Source organism: Paracoccus everestensis, assembly GCF_021491915.1.
Classification (GTDB): domain Bacteria; phylum Pseudomonadota; class Alphaproteobacteria; order Rhodobacterales; family Rhodobacteraceae; genus Paracoccus; species Paracoccus everestensis.
Window position 1 is genome coordinate 1,341,607 of the sequence record NZ_CP090836.1, and the last position, 25,870, is coordinate 1,367,476.

26 protein-coding genes and 2 tRNA genes are annotated in these 25,870 nt (G+C 65.4%); 19 read left to right on the top strand and 9 right to left on the bottom strand.

Going from position 1 to position 25,870, the window contains the following annotated elements:
- Positions 1–36: 36 nt before the first annotated feature.
- Complete coding sequence (gene ftsY / locus LZ585_RS06620; protein ID WP_234855598.1) at positions 37–1,035, bottom strand: signal recognition particle-docking protein FtsY; 999 nt, start codon at positions 1,033–1,035, stop codon at positions 37–39.
- A gap of 139 nt (positions 1,036–1,174) precedes the next feature.
- Here ftsY and LZ585_RS06625 point away from each other — a divergent pair, with 139 nt between their 5' ends.
- From LZ585_RS06625 to ispG, 4 genes are all read left to right on the top strand, one after another.
- The gene (locus tag LZ585_RS06625; RefSeq protein ID WP_234855599.1) at positions 1,175–2,467 is read left to right on the top strand and encodes an adenylosuccinate synthase; all 1,293 of its coding nucleotides are present in this window, start codon (positions 1,175–1,177) and stop codon (positions 2,465–2,467) included.
- Between the two features lie 73 nt (positions 2,468–2,540).
- A complete protein-coding gene (locus tag LZ585_RS06630; RefSeq protein ID WP_234855600.1) occupies positions 2,541–2,753 on the top strand; it encodes a DUF2842 domain-containing protein in 213 nt (70 codons plus the stop codon).
- Positions 2,750–3,412, top strand: a complete 663-nt coding sequence (locus tag LZ585_RS06635) for a thiamine diphosphokinase (protein WP_234855601.1) — start codon at positions 2,750–2,752, stop codon at positions 3,410–3,412. Before LZ585_RS06630 ends, LZ585_RS06635 begins: the two co-directional genes overlap by 4 nt.
- Positions 3,413–3,488: 76 nt before the next feature.
- A complete protein-coding gene (gene ispG, locus LZ585_RS06640) occupies positions 3,489–4,619 on the top strand; it encodes a flavodoxin-dependent (E)-4-hydroxy-3-methylbut-2-enyl-diphosphate synthase (protein ID WP_234855602.1) in 1,131 nt (376 codons plus the stop codon).
- A 54-nt stretch (positions 4,620–4,673) separates the two neighbouring features.
- Here ispG and moaA read toward each other — a convergent pair whose 3' ends face one another.
- Entirely contained in the window at positions 4,674–5,681 is a 1,008-nt protein-coding gene (moaA, locus tag LZ585_RS06645; protein WP_234855603.1) for a GTP 3',8-cyclase MoaA, read from the bottom strand.
- Between the two features lie 108 nt (positions 5,682–5,789).
- Here moaA and LZ585_RS06650 point away from each other — a divergent pair, with 108 nt between their 5' ends.
- Positions 5,790–6,296 carry a hypothetical protein gene (locus tag LZ585_RS06650; protein ID WP_234855604.1) on the top strand — a complete coding sequence of 169 codons (507 nt, stop codon included), beginning with the start codon at positions 5,790–5,792 and terminating at the stop codon, positions 6,294–6,296.
- On the opposite strand, the gene LZ585_RS06655 is transcribed toward LZ585_RS06650, so the two are convergent.
- Positions 6,284–6,958 (bottom strand): DNA alkylation repair protein, encoded by a 675-nt coding sequence (locus tag LZ585_RS06655; protein ID WP_234855605.1) that lies wholly within the window; start codon positions 6,956–6,958, stop codon positions 6,284–6,286. The two genes, LZ585_RS06650 and LZ585_RS06655, sit on opposite strands and share 13 nt — an antisense overlap.
- Before the next feature lie 110 nt (positions 6,959–7,068).
- Here LZ585_RS06655 and aroA point away from each other — a divergent pair, with 110 nt between their 5' ends.
- Complete coding sequence (gene aroA, locus LZ585_RS06660; RefSeq protein WP_234855606.1) at positions 7,069–8,397, top strand: 3-phosphoshikimate 1-carboxyvinyltransferase; 1,329 nt, start codon at positions 7,069–7,071, stop codon at positions 8,395–8,397.
- On the opposite strand, the gene LZ585_RS06665 is transcribed toward aroA, so the two are convergent.
- The 3 genes from LZ585_RS06665 to LZ585_RS06675 all read right to left on the bottom strand — a co-directional run bounded on the left by LZ585_RS06665 (position 8,394) and on the right by LZ585_RS06675 (position 13,234).
- A complete protein-coding gene (locus LZ585_RS06665; RefSeq protein WP_234855607.1) occupies positions 8,394–8,774 on the bottom strand; it encodes a VOC family protein in 381 nt (126 codons plus the stop codon). The two genes, aroA and LZ585_RS06665, sit on opposite strands and share 4 nt — an antisense overlap.
- A gap of 49 nt (positions 8,775–8,823) precedes the next feature.
- Entirely contained in the window at positions 8,824–10,719 is a 1,896-nt protein-coding gene (locus LZ585_RS06670; RefSeq protein ID WP_234855608.1) for a propionyl-CoA synthetase, read from the bottom strand.
- 235 nt (positions 10,720–10,954) lie between these two features.
- Positions 10,955–13,234 carry an NADP-dependent malic enzyme gene (locus LZ585_RS06675; RefSeq protein WP_234855609.1) on the bottom strand — a complete coding sequence of 760 codons (2,280 nt, stop codon included), beginning with the start codon at positions 13,232–13,234 and terminating at the stop codon, positions 10,955–10,957.
- Positions 13,235–13,357: 123 nt separating this feature from the next.
- Between LZ585_RS06675 and LZ585_RS06680 the strand changes: the two genes are divergently transcribed.
- From LZ585_RS06680 to LZ585_RS06705, 6 genes are all read left to right on the top strand, one after another.
- The gene (locus LZ585_RS06680) at positions 13,358–13,753 is read left to right on the top strand and encodes a cytidine deaminase (protein WP_234855610.1); all 396 of its coding nucleotides are present in this window, start codon (positions 13,358–13,360) and stop codon (positions 13,751–13,753) included.
- Positions 13,750–15,033, top strand: a complete 1,284-nt coding sequence (locus LZ585_RS06685; RefSeq protein WP_234855611.1) for a thymidine phosphorylase — start codon at positions 13,750–13,752, stop codon at positions 15,031–15,033. Before LZ585_RS06680 ends, LZ585_RS06685 begins: the two co-directional genes overlap by 4 nt.
- Positions 15,030–16,217: a phosphopentomutase gene (locus LZ585_RS06690; RefSeq protein WP_256445657.1), complete on the top strand. Its 1,188-nt coding sequence runs from the start codon at positions 15,030–15,032 to the stop codon at positions 16,215–16,217. Before LZ585_RS06685 ends, LZ585_RS06690 begins: the two co-directional genes overlap by 4 nt.
- Entirely contained in the window at positions 16,214–17,173 is a 960-nt protein-coding gene (locus tag LZ585_RS06695; protein ID WP_234855612.1) for an adenosine deaminase, read from the top strand. Before LZ585_RS06690 ends, LZ585_RS06695 begins: the two co-directional genes overlap by 4 nt.
- On the top strand, positions 17,170–17,802 hold the full coding sequence (gene upp, locus LZ585_RS06700) for a uracil phosphoribosyltransferase (protein ID WP_256445658.1): 633 nt from the start codon (positions 17,170–17,172) through the stop codon (positions 17,800–17,802). The genes LZ585_RS06695 and upp overlap by 4 nt, the downstream gene beginning before the upstream one ends.
- A gap of 67 nt (positions 17,803–17,869) precedes the next feature.
- Positions 17,870–18,829 (top strand): SPOR domain-containing protein, encoded by a 960-nt coding sequence (locus LZ585_RS06705; RefSeq protein ID WP_234855613.1) that lies wholly within the window; start codon positions 17,870–17,872, stop codon positions 18,827–18,829.
- Between the two features lie 72 nt (positions 18,830–18,901).
- Here the strand turns inward: LZ585_RS06705 and LZ585_RS06710 are convergent, their stop codons facing one another.
- Both LZ585_RS06710 and tyrS read right to left on the bottom strand, forming a co-directional pair.
- Complete coding sequence (locus LZ585_RS06710) at positions 18,902–19,039, bottom strand: hypothetical protein (protein WP_234855614.1); 138 nt, start codon at positions 19,037–19,039, stop codon at positions 18,902–18,904.
- Between the two features lie 121 nt (positions 19,040–19,160).
- A complete protein-coding gene (tyrS, locus tag LZ585_RS06715; RefSeq protein ID WP_234855615.1) occupies positions 19,161–20,405 on the bottom strand; it encodes a tyrosine--tRNA ligase in 1,245 nt (414 codons plus the stop codon).
- Between the two features lie 59 nt (positions 20,406–20,464).
- Between tyrS and LZ585_RS06720 the strand changes: the two genes are divergently transcribed.
- From LZ585_RS06720 to LZ585_RS06735, 4 genes are all read left to right on the top strand, one after another.
- The gene (locus LZ585_RS06720) at positions 20,465–21,592 is read left to right on the top strand and encodes an anhydro-N-acetylmuramic acid kinase (RefSeq protein ID WP_234855616.1); all 1,128 of its coding nucleotides are present in this window, start codon (positions 20,465–20,467) and stop codon (positions 21,590–21,592) included.
- 66 nt (positions 21,593–21,658) lie between these two features.
- A tRNA-Asp gene (locus tag LZ585_RS06725) sits at positions 21,659–21,735 on the top strand.
- A gap of 26 nt (positions 21,736–21,761) precedes the next feature.
- Positions 21,762–21,838, top strand: a tRNA-Asp gene (locus tag LZ585_RS06730).
- A gap of 85 nt (positions 21,839–21,923) precedes the next feature.
- The gene (locus LZ585_RS06735; protein ID WP_234855617.1) at positions 21,924–23,189 is read left to right on the top strand and encodes a glutamate-5-semialdehyde dehydrogenase; all 1,266 of its coding nucleotides are present in this window, start codon (positions 21,924–21,926) and stop codon (positions 23,187–23,189) included.
- Between the two features lie 27 nt (positions 23,190–23,216).
- On the opposite strand, the gene LZ585_RS06740 is transcribed toward LZ585_RS06735, so the two are convergent.
- Positions 23,217–23,840, bottom strand: coding sequence for a histidine phosphotransferase family protein (locus LZ585_RS06740; RefSeq protein ID WP_234855618.1), 624 nt, complete (start codon positions 23,838–23,840; stop codon positions 23,217–23,219).
- A gap of 39 nt (positions 23,841–23,879) precedes the next feature.
- On the opposite strand from LZ585_RS06740, the gene LZ585_RS06745 reads away from it, so the two are divergent.
- The 3 genes from LZ585_RS06745 (at position 23,880) to LZ585_RS06755 (ending at position 25,840) form a co-directional block, all read left to right on the top strand.
- On the top strand, positions 23,880–24,059 hold the full coding sequence (locus tag LZ585_RS06745; protein ID WP_234855619.1) for a DUF3553 domain-containing protein: 180 nt from the start codon (positions 23,880–23,882) through the stop codon (positions 24,057–24,059).
- Positions 24,060–24,185: 126 nt separating this feature from the next.
- Positions 24,186–24,995 (top strand): GNAT family N-acetyltransferase, encoded by an 810-nt coding sequence (locus LZ585_RS06750; protein WP_234855620.1) that lies wholly within the window; start codon positions 24,186–24,188, stop codon positions 24,993–24,995.
- Entirely contained in the window at positions 24,992–25,840 is an 849-nt protein-coding gene (locus LZ585_RS06755) for a lysophospholipid acyltransferase family protein (protein WP_390625105.1), read from the top strand. The genes LZ585_RS06750 and LZ585_RS06755 overlap by 4 nt, the downstream gene beginning before the upstream one ends.
- Positions 25,841–25,870 lie beyond the last annotated feature (30 nt).

Below are 25,870 nucleotides of genomic sequence, written 5' to 3' on the forward strand. Positions count from 1 at the left end.
AGACTCCCCCGAGGATATTTGGGTGAAGAAGAGGCCTTAAAGGCCTACCAGGGCGCGGGCGAAATCGTTTGCGTCAAAAGCGTCCAGGTCGTCGATCTGCTCGCCCACGCCGATGGCATGGATGGGCAGGCCGAAGCGGTCGGCCAGGGCCACCAGCACGCCGCCGCGCGCGGTGCCGTCCAGCTTGGTCATCACCAGGCCCGAGACATCGGCAAGCTGGCGAAAGGTTTCCACCTGGTTCAGCGCGTTCTGGCCCGTGGTTGCGTCCAGGACCAGCAGGGTGTTGTGAGGCGCGGTCGGATCCTTCTTGCGGATCACGCGGACGATCTTGGCCAGTTCCTCCATCAGATCCTGGCGGTTCTGCAAGCGGCCCGCCGTGTCGATCATCAGAAGATCGGCGCCCTCGGATTCAGCCCGGGTCATGGCGTCGAAGGCGAGGCTGGCAGGATCGCTGCCCTGGGCTGCAACCATCACCGGCACGCCGGCCCGCTGGCCCCAGATCTGCAACTGTTCGACGGCAGCGGCACGGAAGGTATCGCCCGCCGCGATCATCACCGACTTGCCCGCCGCACGGAATTGGCTGGCCAGCTTGCCGATGGTGGTGGTCTTGCCCGCGCCATTGACGCCCACGACCAGCACGACTTGGGGCTTTTTCGGATAAAGGGGCAGGGGACGGGCGACCGGGGTCATGATCCGCGTGATCTCGTCCGCCAGCAGTTCCTTGAGTTCGGTCGAGGACATCCGGCGGCCCATCCGCCCTTCGGCGATATTGGCGGTCACGCGCAGCGCGGTATCGACGCCTAGGTCGGCCTGGACCAGCATGTCCTCCAACTCCTCCAGCATCTCGTCGTCAAGGGCGCGGCGGGGTTCCTCGGGCCGTGCGGGTGTTGTGCCGAACAGGCGGCCGACCAGTCCGGTGGGCTGGGCGGGTTCGGGCATGGCCTGGGGCGCCGTGTCCACGATACCGTCCAGCCCTTCGCCGATCTTCGTTGAGGATCGCGTCAGCCTTTCGCGCAGTTTCGACAAAAACGACATGGTCCGCACCTTTCAAGTCCGCGGGCGACCCTAATCGCTGCGGGGCGAAAGGAAAAGGGCGGCAAATCCCGGCTTTCCCCCGGACTGGGCTTGCGCTAGACCCGGCGGCGGACTTTTTCGAGGAATGGAAGGACCGTTCATGGCCAATGTGGTGGTTGTCGGCGCGCAATGGGGCGACGAAGGCAAGGGCAAGATCGTCGATTGGCTTTCCGAACGGGCCGATGTGATCGCCCGTTTCCAGGGCGGCCATAATGCCGGGCATACGCTGGTCATCGGCAACACGGTCTTCAAGCTGTCGCTGCTGCCGTCGGGCATCGTGCGGACAGGCAAGCTGGCCGTGATCGGCAACGGCGTCGTGCTGGACCCCTGGGCGCTGTTTTCGGAAATCGAGAAGCTGTCGGCCCAAGGCGTGGCCATCAGCACCGACAACCTGATGATCGCGGAAAACACGCCCCTGATCCTGCCGCTGCACCAGGATCTGGACAAGCTGCGCGAGGAAGCCGCCGGCGCCTCGAAGATCGGCACCACGGGACGTGGCATCGGGCCGGCATACGAGGACAAGGTGGGCCGCCGCACCATCCGCGTGGCGGACCTGGGTGACGAGGAAACGCTGGACGCGCGGCTGGACCGGCTGTTGGCCCATCACGACGCGCTGCGGCAGGGCCTTGGGGCCGAACCCATCGACCGCGCCGCGTTGAAGGCCAAGCTGATGGAAGTCGCGCCGAGGTTGCTGCCCTATGCCCAGCCGGTGTGGAAAGTCATGGCCGACGCCCGCAAGGCCGGAAAGCGCATCCTGTTCGAAGGGGCGCAGGGGTCGCTGCTGGATATCGACTTTGGCACCTATCCTTATGTCACCAGCTCGACCACGATGTCGGGGATGGCGGCTTCGGGGACCGGCATGGGACCGTCTGCCATCGGCTTTGTGCTGGGGATCGTGAAGGCCTATACCACGCGGGTGGGCGAAGGGCCTTTCCCGACCGAACTGCACGATGCGGACGGGCAGCGCCTGGGCGAGCGGGGCCATGAATTCGGCACCGTCACGGGACGCAAGCGGCGCTGTGGCTGGTTCGACGCGGTGCTTGTGCGCCAGACCTGCGCGATCAGCGGGGTCAATGGTATCGCCCTGACGAAACTGGACGTGCTGGACGGGTTCGACAAGCTGAAGATCTGCGTAGGCTATGAGATCGACGGCGTGAAATACGATTACCTGCCCACGGCGGCTGCGTTGCAGGCCAAGGTCACGCCAATCTATGAGGAAATGGACGGCTGGCACGGATCCACCCAAGGAGCGCGCAGTTGGGCCGACCTGCCTGCTGCGGCGATCAAGTACGTGCGACGCGTCGAGGAACTAATCCAGTGCCCGGTCGCGCTGCTCTCGACCAGCCCCGAGCGGGACGATACGATCCTGGTGACGGATCCCTTCGAGGACTGACGCAATCCGGGGGTTTCACACCCCCGGACCCCCGTGGGATATTTGACACCAAGCTGAAAGGGGAGGGGCGGGCATGAATCTGAAGACGCGCAAGAGGCTGTCGCTGCTAATCCTGGTTGTCGGGATGCCCCTTTATGTCGTGGCGGCGGTGACGTTGGTGAACTGGATGGATGTTCGTTTCGGACGCCAGCCGATCCTGATCGAGGTCGGGATCTATGTCCTGCTGGGATTTCTGTGGATCCTGCCGTTCAAACGGGTGTTTTCCGGCATCGGACGCGGTGAATGATCGCGCCCCTGGTCATTTCCGACCGGGGTGTGACCGTGATCGGCGGGGGCGCGACGTCCCCCTATGATCTGCAAACAGCGCTTGCGGTGGCGCCGACCCTTGTGGCGGCGGATGGCGGGGCGGACCGGGCGCTTGCCCTGGGGCAGCCGCCCCACTGGGTGATCGGCGACCTGGACAGCATCACCTCTGGGGCGCGCAGGCTGATTCCCGCGGGGCGCATCCATCACGTCGCCGAACAGGACAGCACCGACTTTACCAAATGCCTGACCCGCATCGCCGCCCCCTTTGTCATGGCGGTGGGCTTTGCCGGGTTTCGGCTGGACCATACGCTGTCGGCACTGACCACCATGGCCAGCACGGCCCGGCCCCTTGTGATCATGCTGGCGTCCGATGACGTGGTTTTCGTGGCGCCCCCCCGGCTGACCCTGCCGCTGATGCCGGGAACGCGGGTGTCGCTGTATCCCATGGGTCCGGCGCGCGGGATCAGCACGGGCCTTGAATGGCCTATCGAAGGGATCGAGTTTGCGCCGGGCGGGCGGGTCGGGACATCCAACATGGCCAACGGCGTCGTGACCCTGCGGATCGAGGGCAAGATGCTGCTGATGTTGCCGCGCAGCACGCTGGCCAGCGTCATGACGGCGTTGCGTTTGCCGGCCTGATGGCATCACAGCCCCGTGCAGCGGTTGCCGCCTTGGCTGGGATGGCTTATCTGGAAGGCGAACCCCGGAGGCATCCATGTCGCTGAACCCCATCCGTCCATGGCGCAACATCGAGCGTCGCAAGTCGCGCCAGATCATGGTGGGCAACGTCCCCGTGGGCGGCGACGCGCCGATCAGCGTGCAAACCATGACCAATACCAACGGCCATGACGTGCGTGCAACCCTGGACCAGGTGATCCGGGCAGCCGACGCCGGGGCCGACATCGTGCGAATTTCCGCGCCGGACCAGGAAACCACGCGCGCGCTGCGCGAGATTTGCCGCGAAAGCCCGGTGCCGATCGTGGCCGACATCCATTTCCACTACAAGCGCGCGATCGAGGCGGCCGGGGCGGGCGCGGCCTGCCTGCGCATCAATCCCGGCAATATCGGCGATGCGGCGCGGGTGCGCGAGGTCATCAAGGCGGCCAAGGACCACGGCTGTTCGATCCGCATCGGTGTCAATGCCGGATCGCTGGAACGGCATCTTCTGGAGAAATACGGCGAGCCTTGCCCGGATGCGATGGTGGAATCGGGCCTGGATCACATCAAGATCCTGCAGGACAACGATTTCCACGAATTCAAGATCAGCGTGAAGGCCAGCGACGTGTTCCTGTCCGCCGCTGCCTATCAGCAATTGGCGGATGCGACGGACGCGCCGATCCACCTGGGGATCACCGAAGCAGGCGGCTTTGTCGGCGGCACGGTCAAGTCGGCCATCGGGCTTGGCAACCTGCTGTGGATGGGCATCGGCGACACGATCCGCGTCAGCCTGTCCGCCGATCCGGTCGAAGAGGTCAAGGTCGGGTTCGAGATCCTCAAGTCGCTGGGCCTGCGGACGCGGGGGGTGCAGATCATTTCCTGCCCGTCATGCGCGCGGCAGGGCTTTGATGTGATCCGGACGGTTGAATCCCTTGAAAAGCGGCTGGAACATATCAAGACGCCGATGTCCTTGTCGATCATCGGCTGCGTGGTCAACGGCCCGGGCGAGGCCTTGATGACCGATATCGGCTTTACCGGCGGCGGCGCGGGCAGCGGCATGGTCTATCTGGCCGGACGGCAAAGCCACAAGATGACCAACGACCAGATGATCGACCACATCGTGCAACTGGTCGAGGAACGCGCCGAAAAGATCGAGGCCGAGGCAAGCGCGCAGACTGCGGCGGAGTAGAGTGCGGGCTTGCACGCACCACCGGCCGACCAGGGGTGCGTGCAAGCACGCATCCTACCCCCCGGTGTGGCTCATGTGGCGGGACATCTGACCTGCGACGGTCTGGCGGGAATAATCGAAGTCGTGGCCCTTGGGCTTGCGGCTGATAGCGGCGCGGATCGCGTCCTTTACCGCCTCGTCTTCAGAAGACGCCCGCAGGGGCGCGCGCAGGTCGGCGCGGTCTTCCTGGCCCAGGCACATGAACAATTCGCCCGTGCAGGTCAGGCGGACACGGTTGCAGCTTTCGCAGAAATTATGGGTCAAGGGCGTGATGAAGCCGATCTTCTGCCCGGTTTCCTGCAAGCGGACATAGCGGGCCGGACCGCCGGTCCGTTCAGCCAGATCCAGCAGCGTGAACCGTTCCGACAGGCGCGCGCGCAGGTCGGACAGGGACCAGTATTGGTCCAGCCGATCCTCGTTCCCCAGATCGCCCATCGGCATGACCTCGATGAAGGTCAGGTCGTGGCCCTCGTCGCCGCACCAGCGGACCAGATCGAACAATTCGCTGTCGTTCACGCCTTTCAGCGCGACGGCGTTGATCTTGACCCGAAGGCCTGCGGCGGTGGCGGCCCGGATGCCGTCCAGCACCTGCGGCAACCGGCCCCAGCGGGTGATGGCGGCGAACTTGTCAGGATCCAGCGTATCCAGCGACACATTCACCCGCCGGATGCCGCAATCGACCAGTTCGGCAGCGTATCGGCCAAGCTGGCTGCCGTTGGTGGTCAGGGTCAGTTCGTCCAGGCCTGCGCCCAGATGCCGCGACATGGCCCGGAAAAAGGTCATGATGTTGCGACGGACCAGCGGCTCGCCCCCGGTGATGCGCAGCTTCTGGACCCCCAGGCCCACGAAGGCGCTGCACAGGCGGTCCAGTTCCTCCAGCGTCAGAAGATCTGCCTTGGGCAGGAACTGCATATGTTCGGCCATGCAGTACACGCAGCGGAAATCGCAGCGGTCCGTGACCGACACCCGCAGATAGGTGATTGGTCGCGCGAAGGGGTCGATGAGGGGGGCTGCCTGTTGCATCCCCTCAATCTAGGCGCGCGGACCGGCGCAGACAAGCGGCGACCGGCTGGACGCGGTTGCGCCAGGCGGGCTAGGGTCGGCCCGGAGACGGGACAGAAGGGACAACCCATGCATATCACCACCGCCTTGCCGACGCTGATCCTGACCGCAGGGTTGCTGGCGGGCTGCACCCAAGGAGCCATGCCGACCGGCCGCACCGTTGCCGCGGCACCGACGACCCGGATGACCACCGAACAGGTCGCTGCCGCAACTGCCGTCACCCGTGCGCCGGCCCCCCGTCCGGCGGCCCGCGCGACGCCCGCGCAACTGGATACCACCACGCCCGAACAGCGCGCTGCGGCGGCGCAGCCGGCCCAGGCGGCCGAGGTGCGGCTGGGGACCACCATCGCATCGCTGGGCAATCCGTCCGAGGGGGGGTTCTGGATCAAGACGCCCTTGGTCAAGGAACGGGGGCTGGGCCGGATCGTGGATCCCGCGACCGGCAAATCGGCCAAGGTTGACCTGATCCCGCTGGACGGCCCGGCCAGCGGCGGATCGCAGGTATCGCTGCCTGCGCTGCAATTGCTGGGCGTGTCGCTGACCGATCTGCCCACGATCGAGGTTTATCGGTCCTGAACCAGCCGCTCGGCTTCCTTGCGCGCAAAGGGTTTCATGCGCGGCCCGTGATCGGCCAGGAAGGCCCTGACGCGGGGCGCGTCACGTTTGGACAGGTCGCGCAACCACCAGGCGATGGCTTTCTGGATGAACGTGTCCCGGTCGTCCGCCAGGCGCGCGACCCAGTCCAGAATGCGTTCGCGCGCCGCAAGGTCGCCGGGCTTGGGGTTGTTCATCTTGGCCCAGGGCAGGGTGCCGACCAGGGCCGCGCGCCGCGTCCATGTGTTGGGGTGATCCAGCCAGGTTTCCACCTGATCCAGCCGGGCGGGCTCGGCCACCAGCCGCTTTTGCCCCGCGATCATCGCATGATCGGCAATGGCCCAGCCGTCGAAATCGGGAACCCATGACGCGATCAGCGCCCAGACCGCGTCGTCGGGCCGGATGCGGGCCTGTGTCAGCAGCTTTGCCGCGGCGATCCGTGCCTCGTGGATATCGCTGGCCCACAGGTTGGAGGCCAGCCTGATGCGGCCCTCCAGATCGCAGCCCCCACGCCATTCGGCCACCAATTCGTCGATCTGCGGGTTCGATACCCCCAGATAGGGTCTGGGCGCCTTGTGATAGGCCGCCATCTGTTCGGCCTTGTCGGCATCCGCAAGCGCCCGCAGCGCGTCCAGTTCGGTCATGGGATCCTCCGTTCCACCGGTTCTAGGAAGGCAGGCCGCCGGGCGCAAGAACGGGGTGGCCCAAGGGGGGTGGTGGCGCTAAAAGAACCGCGCAATCAACAGGTGTGCCCATGTCCCATTCCGAACCCCTCCCGATGACCGCCCGCCGCAGCGGACCCTTGCGGGGCGTGGCCACTGTGCCGGGCGACAAGTCGATCAGCCATCGCGCGCTGATCCTGGGTGCGCTGTCGGTGGGTGAAACCCGGATCACCGGGCTGCTGGAAGGCGAGGACGTTCTGGATACCGCCAAGGCAATGGCGGCATTCGGCGCGCAGGTGGAACGGCTGGGGACCGGCGAATGGTCCGTGCATGGCGTGGGCGTCGGCGGCTTCGGGGAACCTGAAGGCGTGATCGACTGCGGCAATTCCGGGACCGGGGTGCGGCTGATCATGGGCGCCATGGCCACGACCCCCATCACCGCGACATTCACCGGTGATGCCAGCCTGTTGCGCCGTCCCATGGGGCGCGTGACCGATCCGTTGGCCCTGTTCGGTGCGCAGATCACCGCGCGCGAAGGGGGGCTGCTGCCGATCACCGTCCAGGGCGCGGCCGATCCGCTGCCCGTGCGGTACCGCACCCCGGTTGCAAGTGCGCAGATCAAGTCCGCGATCCTTCTGGCTGGCCTGAACGTGCCGGGCGAAACGGTGGTGATCGAGTCGGAACCGACCCGCGATCATTCCGAAAGGATGCTGGCTGGGTTCGGTGCCGACATCCGCACCGAGACCACGCAGGACGGTCATGTGATCACCCTGCAGGGCCGTCCCGAACTGCGGGCGCAGCCGGTCGCGGTGCCACGCGATCCCTCGAGCGCGGCCTTTCCGGTCGCCGCCGCCCTGATCGTTCCGGGATCCGAGATTCGCGTGCCGGGCGTTAGCCGCAATCCGACGCGCGACGGTCTGTATGTCACGCTGCTGGAGATGGGTGCGGATATCGTCTTTGAAAACGAGCGCGAGGAAGGGGGAGAGCCGGTGGCCGACCTGGTCGTCCGCCATGGCCCGCTGAAAGGGATCACGGTTCCCGCCGAACGCGCGGCCAGCATGATCGACGAATTCCCGATCCTGTCGGTGATCGCCTCCTTTGCCGAAGGGACCACGGTCATGAACGGCGTGGCCGAGCTGCGCGTCAAGGAAAGCGACCGGATAGACGGCATGGCGCGGGGCTTGGAGGCGAACGGCGTCCGAGTCGAGGAAACAAAGGACAGCATGACCGTTCATGGCATGGACAAGGTGCCGGGCGGCGGAACGGCGGCGACGCATCTGGACCACCGCATCGCCATGTCCTTCCTGATCCTGGGCTTGGCGGCAGAGGCCCCGGTGTCCGTTGATGACGGATCGCCCATCGCAACATCTTTTCCCGACTTCCTGCCGCTGATGCAGGGACTGGGCGGCGATCTGGGCTAAGCTGCGCGTTCGTCGAACTTGGCCTCGATGTTGTTGCCGTCGGGGTCCAGCAGAAAGGCGGCGTAATAGCCAGGGTGGTAATCGCGCAGCCCTGGCGCGCCGTTGTCCTTGCCCCCGGCTTTCAGCCCCGCGGCATGAAAAGCCTCGACCTCGTTCCGCGAATGGGCGACGAAGGCCAGATGGATATGGGTTGGCGGAGCATGGGGTTCGGCCTGTCCCAGATAGAACCCGTCCAGCTCCATCCAGTCGCGCCCGCTGCGGACATCATTTTTCCACCCAAGCGCCTCGAACAACGCATGATAAAACGCGGCGGCCGTGTCGAAATCGGCAGCATTCAGGTGGATATGATCGATAACCTTTAATTTCTTTTCAGTCATGGGCGCCTCCGTGATCGCAACGCGGAAGCGCCATGATGGTTTCGGTAAATTACACTGTGTGCTGAGGATATCCGACCGCGCGCAAGGCGGTGGCGATCTCGTCCAGAACGGCCGGATCGTCGATGGTGGCAGGGGTCTTGTAAGATTCCCCGTCGGCGATCTTGACCATCGTGGCGCGCAGGATCTTGCCCGATCGGGTCTTGGGCAAGCGATCCACGACACAGGCGGTCTTGAAGGCCGCCACGGGGCCGATCTGGTCGCGGACCATGCCGACGACCTCCTTCACGACCTGAATATCCGGGGTATTCGTGCCCTTTTTAAGGCAAAGGAATCCCACCGGCATCTGCCCCTTTAAACTGTCGGCCACGCCGATCACCGCACATTCGGCAACGGCGGGATGGGCGGAAAGAACCTCCTCCATCGCGCCGGTGGACAGGCGGTGGCCCGCGACGTTGATCACGTCGTCGGTGCGCGCCATGATATACAGGTATCCGTCCTCGTCGATATACCCGGCATCGCCCGTTTCGTAATAGCCGGGGAAATGCGACAGGTATGACTTGGCGAACCGGTCCTCGGCGTTCCACAGAGTCGGCAGCGTCCCGGGCGGCAGCGGCAGCTTGATTGCCACAGCGCCCAAGGTGCCCGCTGCCACGGGGTGCCCGGCCTCGTCCAGCACCTGCACGTCATAGCCCGGCAAGGGAACCGAGGGGCTGCCGCGCTTCACCGGCAGCAGTTCTATGCCCACGGGGTTGGACACGATGGGCCAGCCCGTTTCGGTCTGCCACCAGTGGTCAATCACGGGCACGCCCAGCTTTTCCTCGGCCCACTGGATCGTGTCAGGATCCGCGCGTTCGCCTGCCAGATACAGGGTCTTGAAATGGCGCAGGTTGTATTCTCCGATCAGCTTGCCTTCCGGGTCTTCGCGGCGGATGGCGCGGATCGCGGTGGGCGCGCTGAAGACGCTTTTGACCCGGTGGTTCTGGATCACCCGCCAATAGGCGGCGGCGTCGGGGGTGCCGACCGGCTTGCCCTCGAAGACAATGGTCGTGGCACCGACCGACAGCGGGCCATAGCAGATATAGCTGTGGCCCACGACCCAGCCCACATCCGACCCCGCCCAGAACACGTCGCCTGGGTCGATGTCATAGACGTTCTTCATCGACCAGGCGAGGGCGACCAGATGCCCGCCGGTATGGCGCACTACGCCCTTGGGCTGGCCCGTGGTGCCAGAGGTATAAAGGACATAAGCTGGATGATTACCCTCGACCGGGACGCATTCGGCGGGTTCGACGCCGTACTGAAAGCTGTGCCAAGCCACGTCCCGTCCTTCGACAAGATGGGCAACCTCTTGTTCGCGCTGGAAGATCACGCAGAAGTCGGGCTTATGGACAGCCTCGTCGATCGCGCGGTCCAAAAGCGGCTTGTAAGGGACGATGCGCCCCGGTTCCAATCCGCAGGACGCGGCGATGATCGCCTTCGGGGTGGCGTCGTTGATGCGGACGGCCAGTTCATGCGGCGCAAAGCCGCCAAAGACGACCGAGTGGATCGCGCCCAGGCGTGCGCAGGCCAGCATTGCCTCCAACGCCTCGGGGACCATCGGCATATAGATGATGACCCGGTCGCCCTTCTGGATGCCCTTGGCACGCAGCGCGCCCGCAAGGTTGGCCACCCGGTCGCGCAATTCGGCATAGGTGATGCCGCGCATGGTGCGGCTGATCGGGCTGTCGTGGATGATGGCAAGCTGGTCGCCGCGCCCCGCCTCGACATGGCGGTCAACGCAATTCCAGCAAGCGTTCAGCATTCCGTCCGCGAACCATTCGCCTGCCGGACCTTGATCGAAGAAAGCCCGGCTTGGCGGGCGGTCCCAGTCGATCTTGCGGGCGGCTTCCATCCAGAAGGCTTCGGGATCCGCCTGCCAGGCGGCATAGGTGTCGCGATACGACATGGTGTTGTCTCCTCACTCCTGTTCCATGTGTTACGCAGCGACACGGGCTTCGCGCAACGATGTTAGCGGAACAGGTAAGGCAGGCGCGGCAAAATATAGCAGATACACGCCGGATCAGTTTGCAAATAGGAAATGTGTATAAACCACGCCATGCGAGGACAACGATTTTGCAAATGCAGCAATGCAGTTGCAGCAATCCGGGCGACCGGCGGACCGAATCGCCCGGGTGCGGGGTTCAGCTGTAATGGGCCACCGGGGTTCCGGCCAAGACGCTCATGTTCAGCAAGCCGCGCGTGGTGATGGAGGGCGTGACGATATGGGCGCGGTTGCCCATGCCCATCAGGATAGGCCCGACCTCCAGCCCGTTGGCACGCATCTTTAGCGCGTTGCGCACCCCCGATGCGGCATCCGTGCCGGCGAAGACCAGCACATTTGCCACGCCTTCCAGCCGCGATCCGGGAAAGATGCGTTCGCGCAGGGCCGGATCAAGCGCCGCATCGACGTGCATTTCGCCGTCAAACATGAAGTCGGGCTTTTTCGCGTCCAGCAAGGCCAGCGCCTCGCGCATCTTGCGGCCGGTATAGGTGTCCAGGTTCCCGAACTGCGAATGGCAGCACAGCGCGATCTTGGGCGTCAGGCCAAAGCGGCGGACATGGCGCGCGGCGCCCAGCACCGTTTCCATCACCTGATGGGGCGTCGGGTCGTCGTGGCATTGCGTATCCGCAACGAACAGCGGCCCGTCTTCCAGGATGATCATCGAAAGTGCCCCTACGGGGGACAAGCCATCGCGCGCCAGAATTTCCCGGATATAGCGCAGGTGCCAGGAATATTGCCCAAAGGTGCCGCAGATCAGGCTGTCGGCCTCGCCCCGGTGGACCATGACGGCGGCAATGGCGGTGGTGTTGGTGCGCATGATCGCGCGGGCAATGTCTGGGCTGACGCCGCGCCGCGCCATGACCTGGTGATAGGTTTCCCAGTAATCGCGATAGCGCGGGTCGTTTTCCGGGTTCACGATCTCGAAATCGCGTTCGGGGCGGATCGGCAGGCCCGCGCGTTCGGCGCGCATGGCAATGACCTCGGGGCGGCCGATCAGGATCGGTACGTCGGTCGTTTCCTCCAGCATGGCATTGGCCGCGCGCAGCACGCGTTCGTCCTCGCCTTCGGCAAAGGCGATGCGGCGGGTGGCGGTGGCCGCAGCCTCGAAGACCGGACGCATGATCAAAGCCGAGCGGAAGACGGAACTGTCCAGCTTGCGCTTGTAGGCTTCAAGGTCGGCGATGGGACGCGTGGCGACGCCGGTTTCCATCGCGGCGCGGGCCACTGCGGAACTGACCACCCCTACAAGGCGCGGGTCGAAGGGTTTGGGGATCAGGTATTCGGGACCAAAGGTCAGCGTCTCGCCCCGATAGGCTGCCGCAGCTTCTGCCGCCGTGGTGGCGCGTGCCAGGGCTGCGATGCCTTCGATGCAGGCCAACTCCATTTCCGCGTTGATCGTGGTTGCGCCCGCATCAAGCGCGCCGCGGAAGATGAAGGGGAAGCACAGGACGTTGTTCACCTGGTTCGGAAAATCGCTGCGCCCCGTGGCGATGATTGCGTCGGGGGCAACCGCGCGCGCATCGTCCGGCAGGATTTCCGGCGAGGGGTTCGCAAGCGCGAAGATGATCGGGCGGCGGGCCATTTTCGCCACCATGTCCGGCTTCAGGACGCCGGGACCGGACAGACCCAGGAACAGATCCGCGTCGTCGATGACCTGGGTCAGGGTGCGGGCGTCGGTTTCCTGCGCAAAGGCGGCTTTCTGGACTGTCATATCCTCGACCCGGCCCTTGTAGACCAGGCCGTGGATGTCGCAGAGCCAGACGTTTTCCCGTTTGACACCCAGCTTCAGCAGCATGTTCAGACAGGCGATCCCCGCCGCCCCGCCGCCGGTGGACACGACCTTGATGTCCTCGAACCGCTTGCCGGCAACGTGCAGCGCGTTGGTCGCCGCGGCGCCCACGACGATGGCGGTGCCGTGCTGGTCGTCATGAAACACCGGGATGTTCATCCGTTCGCGGCACAGCTTTTCGACGATGAAGCAGTCGGGGGCCTTGATGTCTTCCAGGTTGATCGCGCCAAAGGTGGGTTCCAGCGCACAGACGATGTCGGCCAGCCTTTCGGGGTCGGATTCGTTCACCTCGATATCGAAGCAGTCGATATTGGCGAATTTCTTGAACAGGACGGCCTTGCCTTCCATCACCGGCTTGGACGCGGCCGCGCCGATATTGCCCAGGCCCAGGACCGCCGTGCCGTTGGAAACCACCGCGACCAGGTTCCCGCGCGACGTATAGCGGCTGGCATTGGTGGGATCGGCTTGGATTTCCAGGCAAGCCTCGGCCACGCCCGGGGAATAGGCACGGGCCAGGTCGCGCCCGTTGGCCAAGGGCTTGGTCGCGCGGATTTCCAGCTTACCCGGGCGCGGGAATTCGTGATAATCCAGCGCCTCTTGCCGGGCATTGTCCTGCCTGCGATCGTCCATCTTGGCCCCCTTGGTCGAAACTGGTTCACCGTTAAACCATTCCAGCGGCGGGGAACAGAAGGGTTCACCTTGCGTTAGCGGCAACGCTGCGCGAAACTGTCGCAACCATTACAGGAGAACCGGATGTCGCTGCTGGATGCCGCCCGCGCCGTGCGAGAAATGGCCTATGTTCCCTATTCCCAGTTCAAGGTGGGCGCGGCCATCCGGGGGGCATCGGGCGCCGTCTATCGCGGCTGCAACGTGGAAAACGTAGCCTATCCCGAAGGAACCTGCGCCGAGGCGGGGGCAATTGCCGCCATGGTCGCCGCGGGCGAAACCGAAATGATCGAGGTTGCGGTAATCGCCGACAGCCCTTCGCCCGTGCCGCCCTGCGGCGGGTGCCGTCAGAAGCTGGCGGAATTCGGGCGCGGCGATACGCCGGTCCTGCTGGCCACGACCGAGGGTGCGACGCTTGCGACAACGGTCGGTGAACTGCTGCCGGGACGCTTTGACGCCGGTCACATGGCCAGGGCTGAATGACCGATCCGCGTCCCGTTATCACGGCCATCCGAGACGGTCGCGGTCTGGATGGGCCGGGCGCGGCGCTGATTGCGCAGGGCCTGGCGAACGGGTCGATCAGCGATGCCCAGGCAGGGGCCTTTGCCATGGCGGTGCTGGTCAAGGGGATCGGCGTGCCGGGGCGCGTGGCGCTGACCCGGGCCATGCGCGATTCGGGACATGTCCTGCATTGGGATCTGCCGGGGCCTGTCGTGGACAAGCACTCGACCGGCGGTATCGGCGATGCGACAAGCCTGGTTCTGGCGCCGCTGCTGGCCGCGCGGGGAATGTTCGTGCCGATGATCTCGGGTCGGGGTCTGGGACATACCGGCGGCACGCTGGACAAGCTGGAGGCGATCCCCGGATACCGCTGCGACCAGTCCGAGGATGATTTCCGCCGCATCGTCCGCACCACGGGCTGCGCCATCGTGGCGGCCAGCGCCGATTTCGCGCCTGCCGACCGCAGGCTGTATGCGATCCGCGACGAATCGGCCACGGTGGAATCCATCGACCTGATCACCGCGTCCATTCTGTCCAAGAAGCTGGCGGCAGGCTTGCAGGCGCTTGTGCTGGACGTGAAGGCTGGGTCGGGCGCGTTCCTGCGCCAGGCCGAATCCTCGGGGCGGTTGGCACAGGCCCTGGTGGAAACCGCCAATGGCGCTGGGTGCGCTACGTCGGCGCTGATTACGGACATGGATCAGCCCCTAGCCCGCAGCGCCGGGAATGCCCTGGAAATCGCCGAGTCGATCCGCGTCCTGAAAGGCGAGGCAGGTGCCTTGCGCGACCTGACGCTGGCGCTTGGCTCTGAAGTGCTGCGACTGGTGGGGCAGGGGGATGCGGGCCTGTCCGACCTGCTGGATTCCGGTGCCGCGGCTGAGGTTTTTGGGCGCATGGTTGCCGCCCAGGGCGGGCCGTCTGACCTGCTGGACCGCCCCGAGGCGCATCTGATCCCCGCGCCTGTGATCCGTCCCGTTCCCGCCCCCGAAAGCCGGGTGGCACAGATTGACGTGACCGCGCTTGGTCATGCCGTTGTCGCCCTGGGCGGGGGCCGCGTCCGCGCGGGCGAGGCGATTGACCCGCGGGTGGGACTGTCGATGCTGGCCAAGCTGGACGAACAGGTCGGCCCAGGCCGCCCCCTGGCCCTGGTTCACGCCGCCGACGACACCGCAGCCGAGGTCGCCATTGCCGCCGTCACCGCCGCATATCGGCTGGGCGATGGCGCGGCACCCGGCCCCCTGGTCCGCGACAGGATCGCGCCGTGACGGACAAGCGCGCCTTTCTGATCGTCATGGACAGCGTGGGCATCGGCGGCGCACCCGATGCGGACCAGTTCTTCAACGGCGACCTGCCCGATACCGGCGCCAATACCGTGGCCCATATTGCACAGGCGCAGCCGCTGCATATGCCGAACCTGGCGCGGCTTGGCCTTGGCGCGGCCGTTCGGCTTGCGTCAGGGCAGGATGCCCCAGGGCTGATGGTCACGCCGCAGGGTCTTTGGGGGGCAGCGACCGAAATCTCGCGCGGCAAGGACACGCCCTCGGGGCATTGGGAAATCGCGGGCGTGCCGGTGCCCTGGGATTGGCACTATTTCCCCAACTCGACACCCGCCTTTCCGCTCGAGGTGACGGCACGGATCTGCGCCCTGGCAGGAACCGAAGGGATCCTGGCCAACTGTCATGCCCCAGGGACGCAGGTGATCGAGGATTTCGGGGCCGACCATATCCGCACCGGCTGGCCGATCTGCTATACCTCGGTTGACAGCGTGTTGCAGATCGCCGCGCACGAGGATCATTTCGGGTTGGATCGCCTGATCGGGTTGTGCGAGGTGCTTGCCCCCAGCCTGCACGCGATGCGCGTGGGCCGCGTGATCGCCCGTCCCTTCCTGGGCGAGGCGCCGGGCGCGTTTCGCCGCACCGGCAACCGCCGGGACTTTGCCATCGCGCCCCCCGGCCGCACGATCCTGGACATTGCCCAGGGGGCGGGCCGCGTCACCCATGCCGTCGGCAAGATCGGCGATATCTTCAGCCATCGTGGCATCACCCGTCTGCACAAGGGCAAGTCCGACGCCGATCTGGCCGATCACCTGATCCGTCTGGGGCGCGATGCCGAACCAGGCAGCCTCACATTTGCCAATTTCGTCGAATTCGACACAAATTTCGGTCACCGCCGCGACATTCCCGGCTATGCCGCGCAACTGGAATGGTTCGACGGGGTGGCAGGCCGGTTCCTTGCCACGCTTCGCCCCGGCGATCTGGCGATCTTCACCGCCGATCATGGCAACGACCCGTCCTGGGCCGGCACCGACCATACGCGTGAACGCGTTGCGGTCCTGGGCCATGGTCTTGGCGCGCAGAACATCGGGCTGGTGGGTTTCAGCGACATCGGCGCCTCGACCCTCGCGCATCTGGGCCTGCCGCCGCCCGATCATGGAAGGTCGTTCCTGTGAAGAAGATCGAACTGCACCTGCATCTGGAAGGCGCGGCCCCCCCTGCCTTCATCCGCAGCCTTGCGGCGGAAAAGCACGCCGACCTGTCAGGCGTTTTCGATGAGCGCGGCGATTACGCCTATGACAGCTTCGACGGTTTCCTGCGCTGCTACGAGGCGGCAAGCAGCGTCCTGCAAACGCCCCCGGACTATGCCCGCCTGTTGGCCGAGGTTCTGGAACGGTCTGCCGAACAGGACGTGGTTTATACTGAGTTGTTCGTGTCGCCCGAATTCTGCGGCGGCGGCGACCTGTCGGCTTGGCGCGACTTTCTGGCCGCTATGGCCGAAGTCGCTGAAAAGGCGCGGGGCGAGGGCATCGACAGCCGTGCCATCCTGACCGCCATCCGTCATTTCGGCCCGGACCGCGCCAAGAAGACGGCGATTTGCGCGGCCGAAACAGCGGGCGCCTGGGTCACAGGCTTTGGCATGGGCGGGTCCGAGACCGTGGGCCGCGCGACCGATTACGCCTGGTCCTTCGACTGCGCGCGGGAAGCCGGGCTGGCCCTGACCTGCCATGCCGGCGAATGGCGCGGTCCCGACAGCATCCGCGACGCCCTGGCGCTTGGCTGTAGCCGAATCGGACACGGCGTCCGCGCCATCGAGGATCCGGCCCTTGTGCGCAATCTGGCCGAATCCGGCATCACGCTGGAGGTTTGCCCCGGATCGAATGTGGCGCTTGGCCTTTATCCCGATTGGCCTGCCCATCCCATTGCCCGGCTGGCCGACGCAGGCGTGCGCGTTACCGTGTCCACCGACGACCCGCCGTTCTTCCACACGACCATGCGGCATGAATACGACCGGCTTGCCGATGCCTTCGGTTGGGGCGATACGGAGTTCGCGCAGATCAACCGCTGGGCCGCCGATGCCGCATTCTGCGACCAGGCGACCCGCGACCGGCTTTTGAAGGAGTTTCCGTGAACCAGCACCTGACCGTCATCGACCACCCGCTTGTCCAGCACAAGCTGACGATCATGCGGCAGAAGGACGTGTCCACCGCCGGATTCCGGCGTCTGCTGCGCGAAATCAGCCTGCTTTTGGCCTATGAGGTGACGCGCGAACTGGAACTGACCATGACGCGGATTGAAACTCCGGTCTGCGCAATGGATGCACCGACGTTGGAAGGAAAGAAGCTTGCCCTGATCTCGATCCTGCGGGCGGGGAACGGACTTCTGGACGGAATCCTGGAAATGATCCCCGGCGCGCGCGTGGGCTTCGTGGGCCTGTATCGCGATCCCGAAACGCTGCAACCTGTGGAATATTACTGCAAGGTTCCCAAGGAGCTGGATGTGCGGCTGACCATTGTCGTGGATCCCATGCTGGCGACCGGCAATTCCTCCGTTGCGGCGATCGACATGCTCAAGGCGCGGGGTGCCACCAACCTGCGTTTCCTGTGCCTGCTGGCCGCGCCCGAAGGGGTCGAACGGATGCGCCAGGCGCATCCCGACGTGCCGATCTTTACCGCGTCCTTGGACGAACGGCTGGACGACCACGGCTATATCGTGCCGGGCCTGGGGGATGCAGGCGACCGGATGTTCGGCACCAAGTAGCCGCGTTAACCGGCGCTTCAGTCTTTGTCCCTATGCAGGATTTGTGAAGTCGAATCGCGGGTGGCGAATGTGGGTCTTGCGTTGGATGGTGCTGGTGATTTTGCTGCCGGGACGGATCTTGGCAATGCCCGAGCCGCCCCCGCCCGGGGACTTCCCGGGCGCGCAATATATCGACAGGTCCGGCTGCGTCTTTGTTCGCAAGGGCGAAGCCTGGGAACCCCGGACGGACAAGCAGGGCGCACCGATCTGCGGTTTTCCCCCTAGCCTGCCGGCCTTGGCCGACACGACGCCTGTTGAAGCCCCGCCGTCGCCCGAGGAAGCCTTGGTCGAGGTTCTGGCCCAAGGGTTGAAATCCGGCGATCTGGTAACGGATGCCCCGGCGACGCCCAAGGCCGACATCCCTCTCGACCCTGCGCAGGCGGTGCTGGATGCGACCTTGCAGGACCAGATCGACCTGGAGGCCCGGCTGCGCAGCGCCATGGCGGGGCAAGCGCCCGATGGCCTTTGCGCGCGGCTTGGCTACCGTCCAGTGGCGGGTCAGAAAGCGATCATCGGGGGTGATGTGACGCAGGGTCTTTGTCCCGGCATGACAGCGCCCGATCCCATGCCGCAGATCACAGGAACGACCGCGACATCGACCCCCGCAGTGGAAACCGAAACGCCCGCCAACCTGTCAGCCGATCCCACAACCCGCCAGGCTGTGCGCCCGCGTGAGTCGGGGCCCAGGCCTGCCTCTGTCGTCGCTCGCAGGCTGGCAACCTCCAAGGCTGAAAAATCAGCCATGGTCGAGATGATCCCGGCCAATGCCCGGTATGTGGAGATCGGCACCTATGCCGATGAGGCCAATGCGATGGCGGCATTGCGACGCTTGGCAGGCTTGGGCTATCGCACGGCGCAGCGCGATCAGAAGGTGAAGGACAATCCTGGCAAGGCGATCCTTGCCGGGCCATTTGCAGACAGGCAGGCCTTGGTGGCGGCACTTTCACGGCTGCGGGCAAATGGCTGGCCCCGCGCCGTGGCTCGCTAGGGATGCCGAGGCACAGACATGCAAAGGGGGCGCGAACGCCCCCGGGAAATACTGCTGGTCAGGGTGTCGCGCTTAGGCTGCGCGGCGCGTTTCGATCACGCGCGGTGCTTCCTCGCGGGTGAAATAAGCGAACATCTGATCCAGCACGGCATCGGCCTGGGCCTGCAACTTGCGGGCGCTGATGCTGAGGGGTTGTGTGTCTTGTGCCATTGTCATGTCTTTCGGGTCGAAGTGGTTCTCCCACGATGAAAGATAGGGGCGGTATGCCATGGTGTCCATTGCTGCGACGCAGCGTAAACCCCCCTTGCAATGCTGCCATGCAGCAGATGCATCAGCCGATCTGGACCATCCGGTGCTTCTTCTTGCCCACCGACACCTTCAGCCCGTCCCCGATCAGCGCCGCGTCCACCACCATCTGCGGATCGGACACTGCCTGGTTGTTCAGCCGCAACCCCCCCTCGGCGATCAGGCGCTTGGCCTCTTTTCCCGAAGCCGTGATGCCCGTCTGCACCAGCAGTTGCGCCACGGTCAGGCCGCCTGACAGCACATCGGCAGGAACCATCGCGGTTTCCAGGTCACCCCCCGCGCCGCCCTGTTCAAAGACCTCGCGCGCGGTTGCCTCGGCGCGGGCCGCGGCGTCCGCCCCGTGCAGCAGGGTCGTGACCTCGTTCGCCAGGCGGATCTTGGCCTCGTTGATCTCGGACCCTTGCAGGGCGCCCAGACGGTCGCATTCGCTGACCGGCAGTTCGGTGTACAGCTTCAGGAACCGCCCAACATCGGCATCCGTGGTGTTGCGCCAGAACTGCCAGAAGTCATAGGGCGACAGCATCGCCCCGTTCAGCCAGACGGCACCACCGGCCGACTTGCCCATCTTGCGCCCGTCGCTGGTCGTCAGCAGCGGAGAGGTCAGCCCCCAGACCACCGCATCGTCCACCCGCCGGGTCAGGTCTATGCCGTTGACGATATTGCCCCATTGATCCGACCCGCCCATCTGCAACCGGCAGCCATAGCGGCGGTGCAGTTCCAGGAAGTCATAGGCCTGCAGGATCATGTAGTTGAATTCCAGGAAGGACAGCGACTGTTCGCGATCCAGCCGGGATTTGACCGATTCAAAGGACAGCATCCGGTTGACGCTGAAATGGCGCCCGATGTCACGCAGGAATTCCAGATAGTTCAGCCCGTCCAGCCATTCGGCATTGTTCAGCATGGTGGCCGCGTTGTCGCCATAGGACAGATAGCGCGCAAAAACCTGCTGCATCCCGTCGATATTGGACTGGATCGCGGCATCGTCCAGCAAGGGTCGTTCCTCGGACCGGAAGGACGGGTCGCCCACCTTGGTCGTGCCCCCGCCCATCAGCGTGATCGGGCGGTTGCCGGTCTTCTGGAACCACCGCAGCATCATGATGTTCAGCAGATGGCCGACGTGCAGCGACGCCGCCGTCGCGTCATAGCCGATATAGGCCGTGACCGGCCCCTCCAGCAGCGCCCCGTCCAGTGCCGCATAATCCGTGCAATCGGCGACATAGCCGCGCTCGATCATCACGCGCAGGAAATCGGACTTGGGCTGAAAGGTCATGGGCTTCTTCCTTCTGGTCGGGGCGGATATACCGGCTAGGGCAGGGAAGGAAAAGCGCGATGATCCGGGTTCTGGGAATGATGTCGGGCACCTCGATGGACGGGGTGGACGCGGCGATGATCGAAACCGACGGCGTGCGGATCGGCGGTTTTGGCCGCAGCGGGTTCCGCGCTTACTCTGACAACGAATCCGCTGCGCTGCATGGGGCGCTTGGCCGCTGGCCGGGAGCGGCGGGGGTGGCAGACGCCGCTGCAATCTCGGTTGAAAGCCACATGGCCCTAGCCGCCGATTTTCCCGAAGCCGAGTTGATCGGCTATCACGGCCAGACCCTGGCCCATGATCCGCAGGGCAGGGGGACGCATCAGGCGGGCGACGGCGCGCTGCTGGCGCGGCAGGCGGATCGCCCGGTCGTCTGGAATTTTCGGACCGAAGATGTGCGCCAGGGTGGCGAAGGCGCGCCTTTGGCGCCGTTCTTCCATTGGGCCTGCGCGGCCTGGGCTGCGGGGCAGGGGCTGCTGCCCGCGCAGCCGGTGGCTTTCCTGAACCTGGGCGGGGTGGGCAACATCACCTGGGTCGATCCCACGGCGCCAGCGCCTGAAGCGGCGGGGGCCTGCCTCGCCTTCGACACCGGACCAGCCAATGCGCCGATCAACGACCTAACACGGCGCAGGCTGCGCCGCAGTCACGATGCGGACGGTGCGCTTGCCGCCGCGGGCCGGGCGGATGACGGCATCGTCGCGGATTTTCTGAGCCATCGCTGGTTCGACCGCCCGCCACCCAAGTCGCTGGACCGCGACCAGTTCGCGGGCCTTGTCGCCTCCGTGGAACCGCTGTCGGATGCCGATGCCGCCGCCACCCTGGTTGCCGCCTTGACAGGCGCGGTCGCGGCCGGGTTCCGCTGGCTGCCCTCCGTTCCTGCCGCCGTGCTGGTTTGCGGCGGTGGGCGGCATAACCTCGTGATCATGGAACACCTGGCGATGGCGCTGCCCTGCGATGTCCAGAAGGTCGAGGCTGCGGGCCTGGACGGTGATATGCTGGAAGCGCAGGCCTTTGGCTGGCTGGCTGCGCGTGTCCTGCAAGGATTGCCGACCTCGGGGCCTTCCACGACCGGTGTTCCCGCACCCTGTTGCGGCGGGCGGATCAGTTATCCGCGCCGCACGCGCCGATTTTTTCCGACGCGCCCTTGACGGGGGCGATGTGTCTGCGTAAACCGCCCCTCACCCCGAAGGGCGATCTGTCGGGGTGGTGAGTGTGCGGTTGTAGCTCAGTTGGTTAGAGTACCGGCCTGTCACGCCGGGGGTCGCGGGTTCGAGCCCCGTCAACCGCGCCACACACACCATTCGCCCGGATATATGCGCGGTTGTAGCTCAGTTGGTTAGAGTACCGGCCTGTCACGCCGGGGGTCGCGGGTTCGAGCCCCGTCAACCGCGCCATATCCCCCTTTTTTGATCTAACATTTCCTGTGCTTGTCCGCTAAGACGTAACCCCGCTGGCGGAGGATTGCGAATGGACACTGGCATGACCGACCAAGACAACGCAACGGCGCTGATCGCCCGGATGGGCGAGGCCGCGCGCGCGGCGGCGGTGGCTTTGGCGCAGGCCACAGCCGGGCAGAAGCACACGGCCCTGATCCGCGCCGCCGATGCGCTGCGGGATCGTCAGGCCGACATCCTGGCTGCGAACGAAAAGGATATGCAGTTTGGCCGCGACAAGGGCCTAGCCGAATCCATGCTGGACAGGCTGCGCCTGGATCCCGACCGCCTGCGCGGCATCGAGGACGGGCTGCGCGCCGTAGCCGAACAGCCCGATCCGGTGGGCGAGGTCGTGGCAGAATGGGACCGCCCGAACGGGCTGCATATCCAACGGGTCCGCACCCCCATCGGCGTGATCGGTGTCATCTATGAAAGCCGTCCGAACGTGACCGCAGATGCGGGCGCCCTGGCGTTGAAATCCGGCAACGCGGTGATCCTGCGGGGCGGGTCGGAAAGCCTGCATTCCGCCCGTGCGATCCACGCCTGCATGGTCGAAGGGCTGCGCCAGGCGGGTCTGCCCGAAGCCGCGATCCAGCTTGTGCCGACCCGCGACCGTGACGCCGTAACCGCCATGCTGCAAGCGCAAGGGCTGATCGACGTGATCATTCCGCGCGGCGGCAAGGGCTTGGTCGGGCTGGTTCAGCGCGAGGCGCGGGTGCCGGTCTTTGCGCATCTGGAAGGCATCTGCCACATCTATGTCGATGCCGCCGCCGACCCAGAGAAGGCGCTTCGCGTGGTGTTGAACGCCAAGACCCGTCGCACCGGCATCTGCGGCGCGGCGGAATGCCTGCTGATCGACCAAGCCTATCACGCCAAGCACGGTCCCGCGTTGATCGAGGCCCTGCTGGAGGCGGGGGTCGAGGTCCGCGCGGATGAAGCCCTGGCGGGGATACCGGGCACGGTTCCGGCGCAGCCCGACGACTTCGGGCGTGAATTCCTGGACATGATCATTGCCGCAAGGCTGGTCGATGGCGTGGACGAGGCCATCGCCCATATCCGCCGGTATGGCAGCCAGCATACCGAATCGATCCTGACCGAAGATGACGCGACAGCGCAGCGGTTCCTGGCCGGACTGGACAGTGCGATCCTGATGCACAACGCCTCGACCCAGTTCGCCGATGGCGGGGAATTCGGAATGGGCGCGGAAATCGGCATCGCCACGGGCAAGATGCACGCGCGTGGTCCGGTGGGGGCGGAACAACTGACCAGCTTCAAATACCTGGTCCGGGGCGACGGGACGATTCGCGCCTGATTCCCTGGGCCTGGACCGTGGCCGGGATCAGAATGCGATCTCGGCCCCCTTTTCGTCCATATCCCAGGCAGGCTGGCGGTTTGCATCGGCAAGGGCTTGGGCCAGAAGGGCAAAGTGAACCTCGGACGGGGCGGGGGTCCGGGGATCGTCGCCGCCCAGCCAGGCCCACAGGGCGGGATCCTGCTTGACCCGGTCGGCCTGTCCCACCAGCCGCCACCGGCCCCCGTCATGGACCACCGTGACGGCACCTCCCCAAGGCAGGGCGCTTTCCAGACACATCATTGCCAGCATGATCATGCGCAGTTCCACGCGGGCGAAATCGCCCTCGGCCTCCAGTTGGACACGCAGGCGGCCCTGACCAGAAAAGCCGTCCAGAAGTTGCGCCAGACTTGCCCGAGACACGCGTTGATCGCCTTGTACCTGACCGAACGCCACGCGGAACAACTGGATGCGCGCGCGTGCCGCCGCCACCGATTCCGCGATCAGCATGAGTTCGGGACTGGCGCCGATGCCCGGAAATTCCGGCGACATTTCCAGCAGTTCCACCCCGTTGCCGATGGCCCCCAAAGGTGAGACCAGGTCATGGCACAGCCGCGAGCCAAGCAGTTGCGCCAGATCGGCCTGCGCGATGCGCGTTGTATCGGGGGTCATGCGGCGTTACCTTTCACGAAGTCACGAAGGGGGTTTGCCGTGAACGAAATCCTGGAACCCGGCATGATCGTCAGACATCCCGGCGCGCCCGAATGGGGGGAAGGCCAGGTGCAATCACGCATCGGCGACCGGATCACGGTCAATTTCGCCGAAGCCGGAAAGCAGGTGATAGACGGCAGGCGGGTTTCACTGGATATCGTCTGGTCGCACGGCGGCTAAGCGGTTCATGCAGAACGATTGCAACCTTTGATTGTCTGGCGCAAGCCGTCTTGCGGCTGTCCATGACGTTTGTGGCAGCCTGCTGCATCGTTGCAATGCCCGGCCTTGCGCCATAGAAGGACCGCGATGCCCATGTCCGCCGCTGCCGCCCGCACCAAATCCGACCCATCCTTTTTCGACATCCGCCTGGCTGTGTCGGAACAGGATCTGCTGGCCGCGCAGCGCCTGCGCTATCGCGTCTTCGTCGAGGAACTGGGCGGCGACGGTCCCCTGGTCGATCACGACCGACGGCTGGAACGCGACGACTTCGATCCCGTCGTGGACCACCTGTGCCTGATCGACAACCGCCGGTCTGCGGACGACCTAGACCATGTGGTGGGCGTGTATCGCCTGCTGCGCGGCGACCGGGCCCAAGATTTCGGGCGTTTTTACTGCGATGCGGAATACGATTTGACGCCGCTGCGCCAGTCCGGGCGGCCGCTGCTGGAACTGGGCCGGTCCTGCGTCGATCCGTCCTGCCGGGGCGGGTCGGGGATGTTCCTGTTATGGAATGCGCTTGCCGATTATGTGCTGGACCATGGGATCCAAGTCCTGTTCGGCGTGGCCAGCTTTCACGGCACCGATCCGGCGACGCTGGCGCCTTCGCTCAGTTGGCTGCACCACCATCATCTTGCGCCCTCGGACCTGCGCCCCCGCGCGCAGCCCGAGGGGTTTCACAGCATGGACCTGATCCCCGCCGACAGGCTGGACCGGCGCGCCGCGCTGATCGGGATGCCCGCGCTGATCAAGGCCTATCTGCGGCTGGGCGGCATGGTGGGCGAGGGGGCGTTCATAGACCGCGCCTTCAACACCACCGACGTGTTTCTGCTGATGGACACCGCCGCGATGTCGGACAAGCACCGACAGTTCTATGAAAGCCGCTGGCAGCCGCAATGATCCCGCCGTCTTCCGTTGATCCAGGGCGAGGCGATGCGACCTGGCGCGACGCAGTGCCGCCTGTGGCCCGACCCCAAGACTTGCGCGATTGGATTCGGGTTCTGCGCCGGGGTGCGAGTGCGGTTCTGGCGCTGCTGGTGGGCGTGCTGCTGATCCTGCCCTTGCGCGGGATCGAGCGTCTGTTCCACGGTCAACGCCGCCCCTGGACAGGACCGTTGGTGCAGATCGTCTGCCGCCTGGCTCTGGCCTGCATCGGCATCCGCTGGCAGCGGCTGGGGGTGCCCATGCGCGGCCCCGGCGCGGTCGTGGCCAACCATTCAAGCTGGCTGGACATCCTGGTGCTGAACGCTGCCATGCCGGTGTTTTTCGTCAGCAAGTCCGAGGTCGCGGGCTGGCCAGGCATCAATATCCTGACGCGGGTGACGAACACCCATTTCGTCGTCCGCGATCCCCGGCTGGCCCAGGCCCAGGCCGGTGAATTCGCGGCGCGCATCAGCGCAGGCCACCGGTTGCTGTTCTTTCCCGAAGGCACCTCGACCGACGGGCGGCGCCTGCTGCCCTTCAAGCCGACGCTGTTCCAGGGGTTCCTGGACCCGGCGCTGCCACGGGGACTGGCGATCCAGCCGGCCAGCACGGTTTACCAGGCGCCCGAAGGGGCCGATCCGCGTTTCTATGGCTGGTGGGGCGACATGGACCTAGGGCCGCATCTGCTGGCCGTGCTTGCGGCGCGGCGTCAGGGAACCGCGACGGTTATCCTGCATGATCCCATTCCGGTCGCCGGGCAGACGCGCAAGACGCTGGCCTTTGCTTGCGAAGAAGCCGTGCGCCAAGGTCTTGTCGCTTGATCGTGCGACCGATTGGACCATATTTGGTAG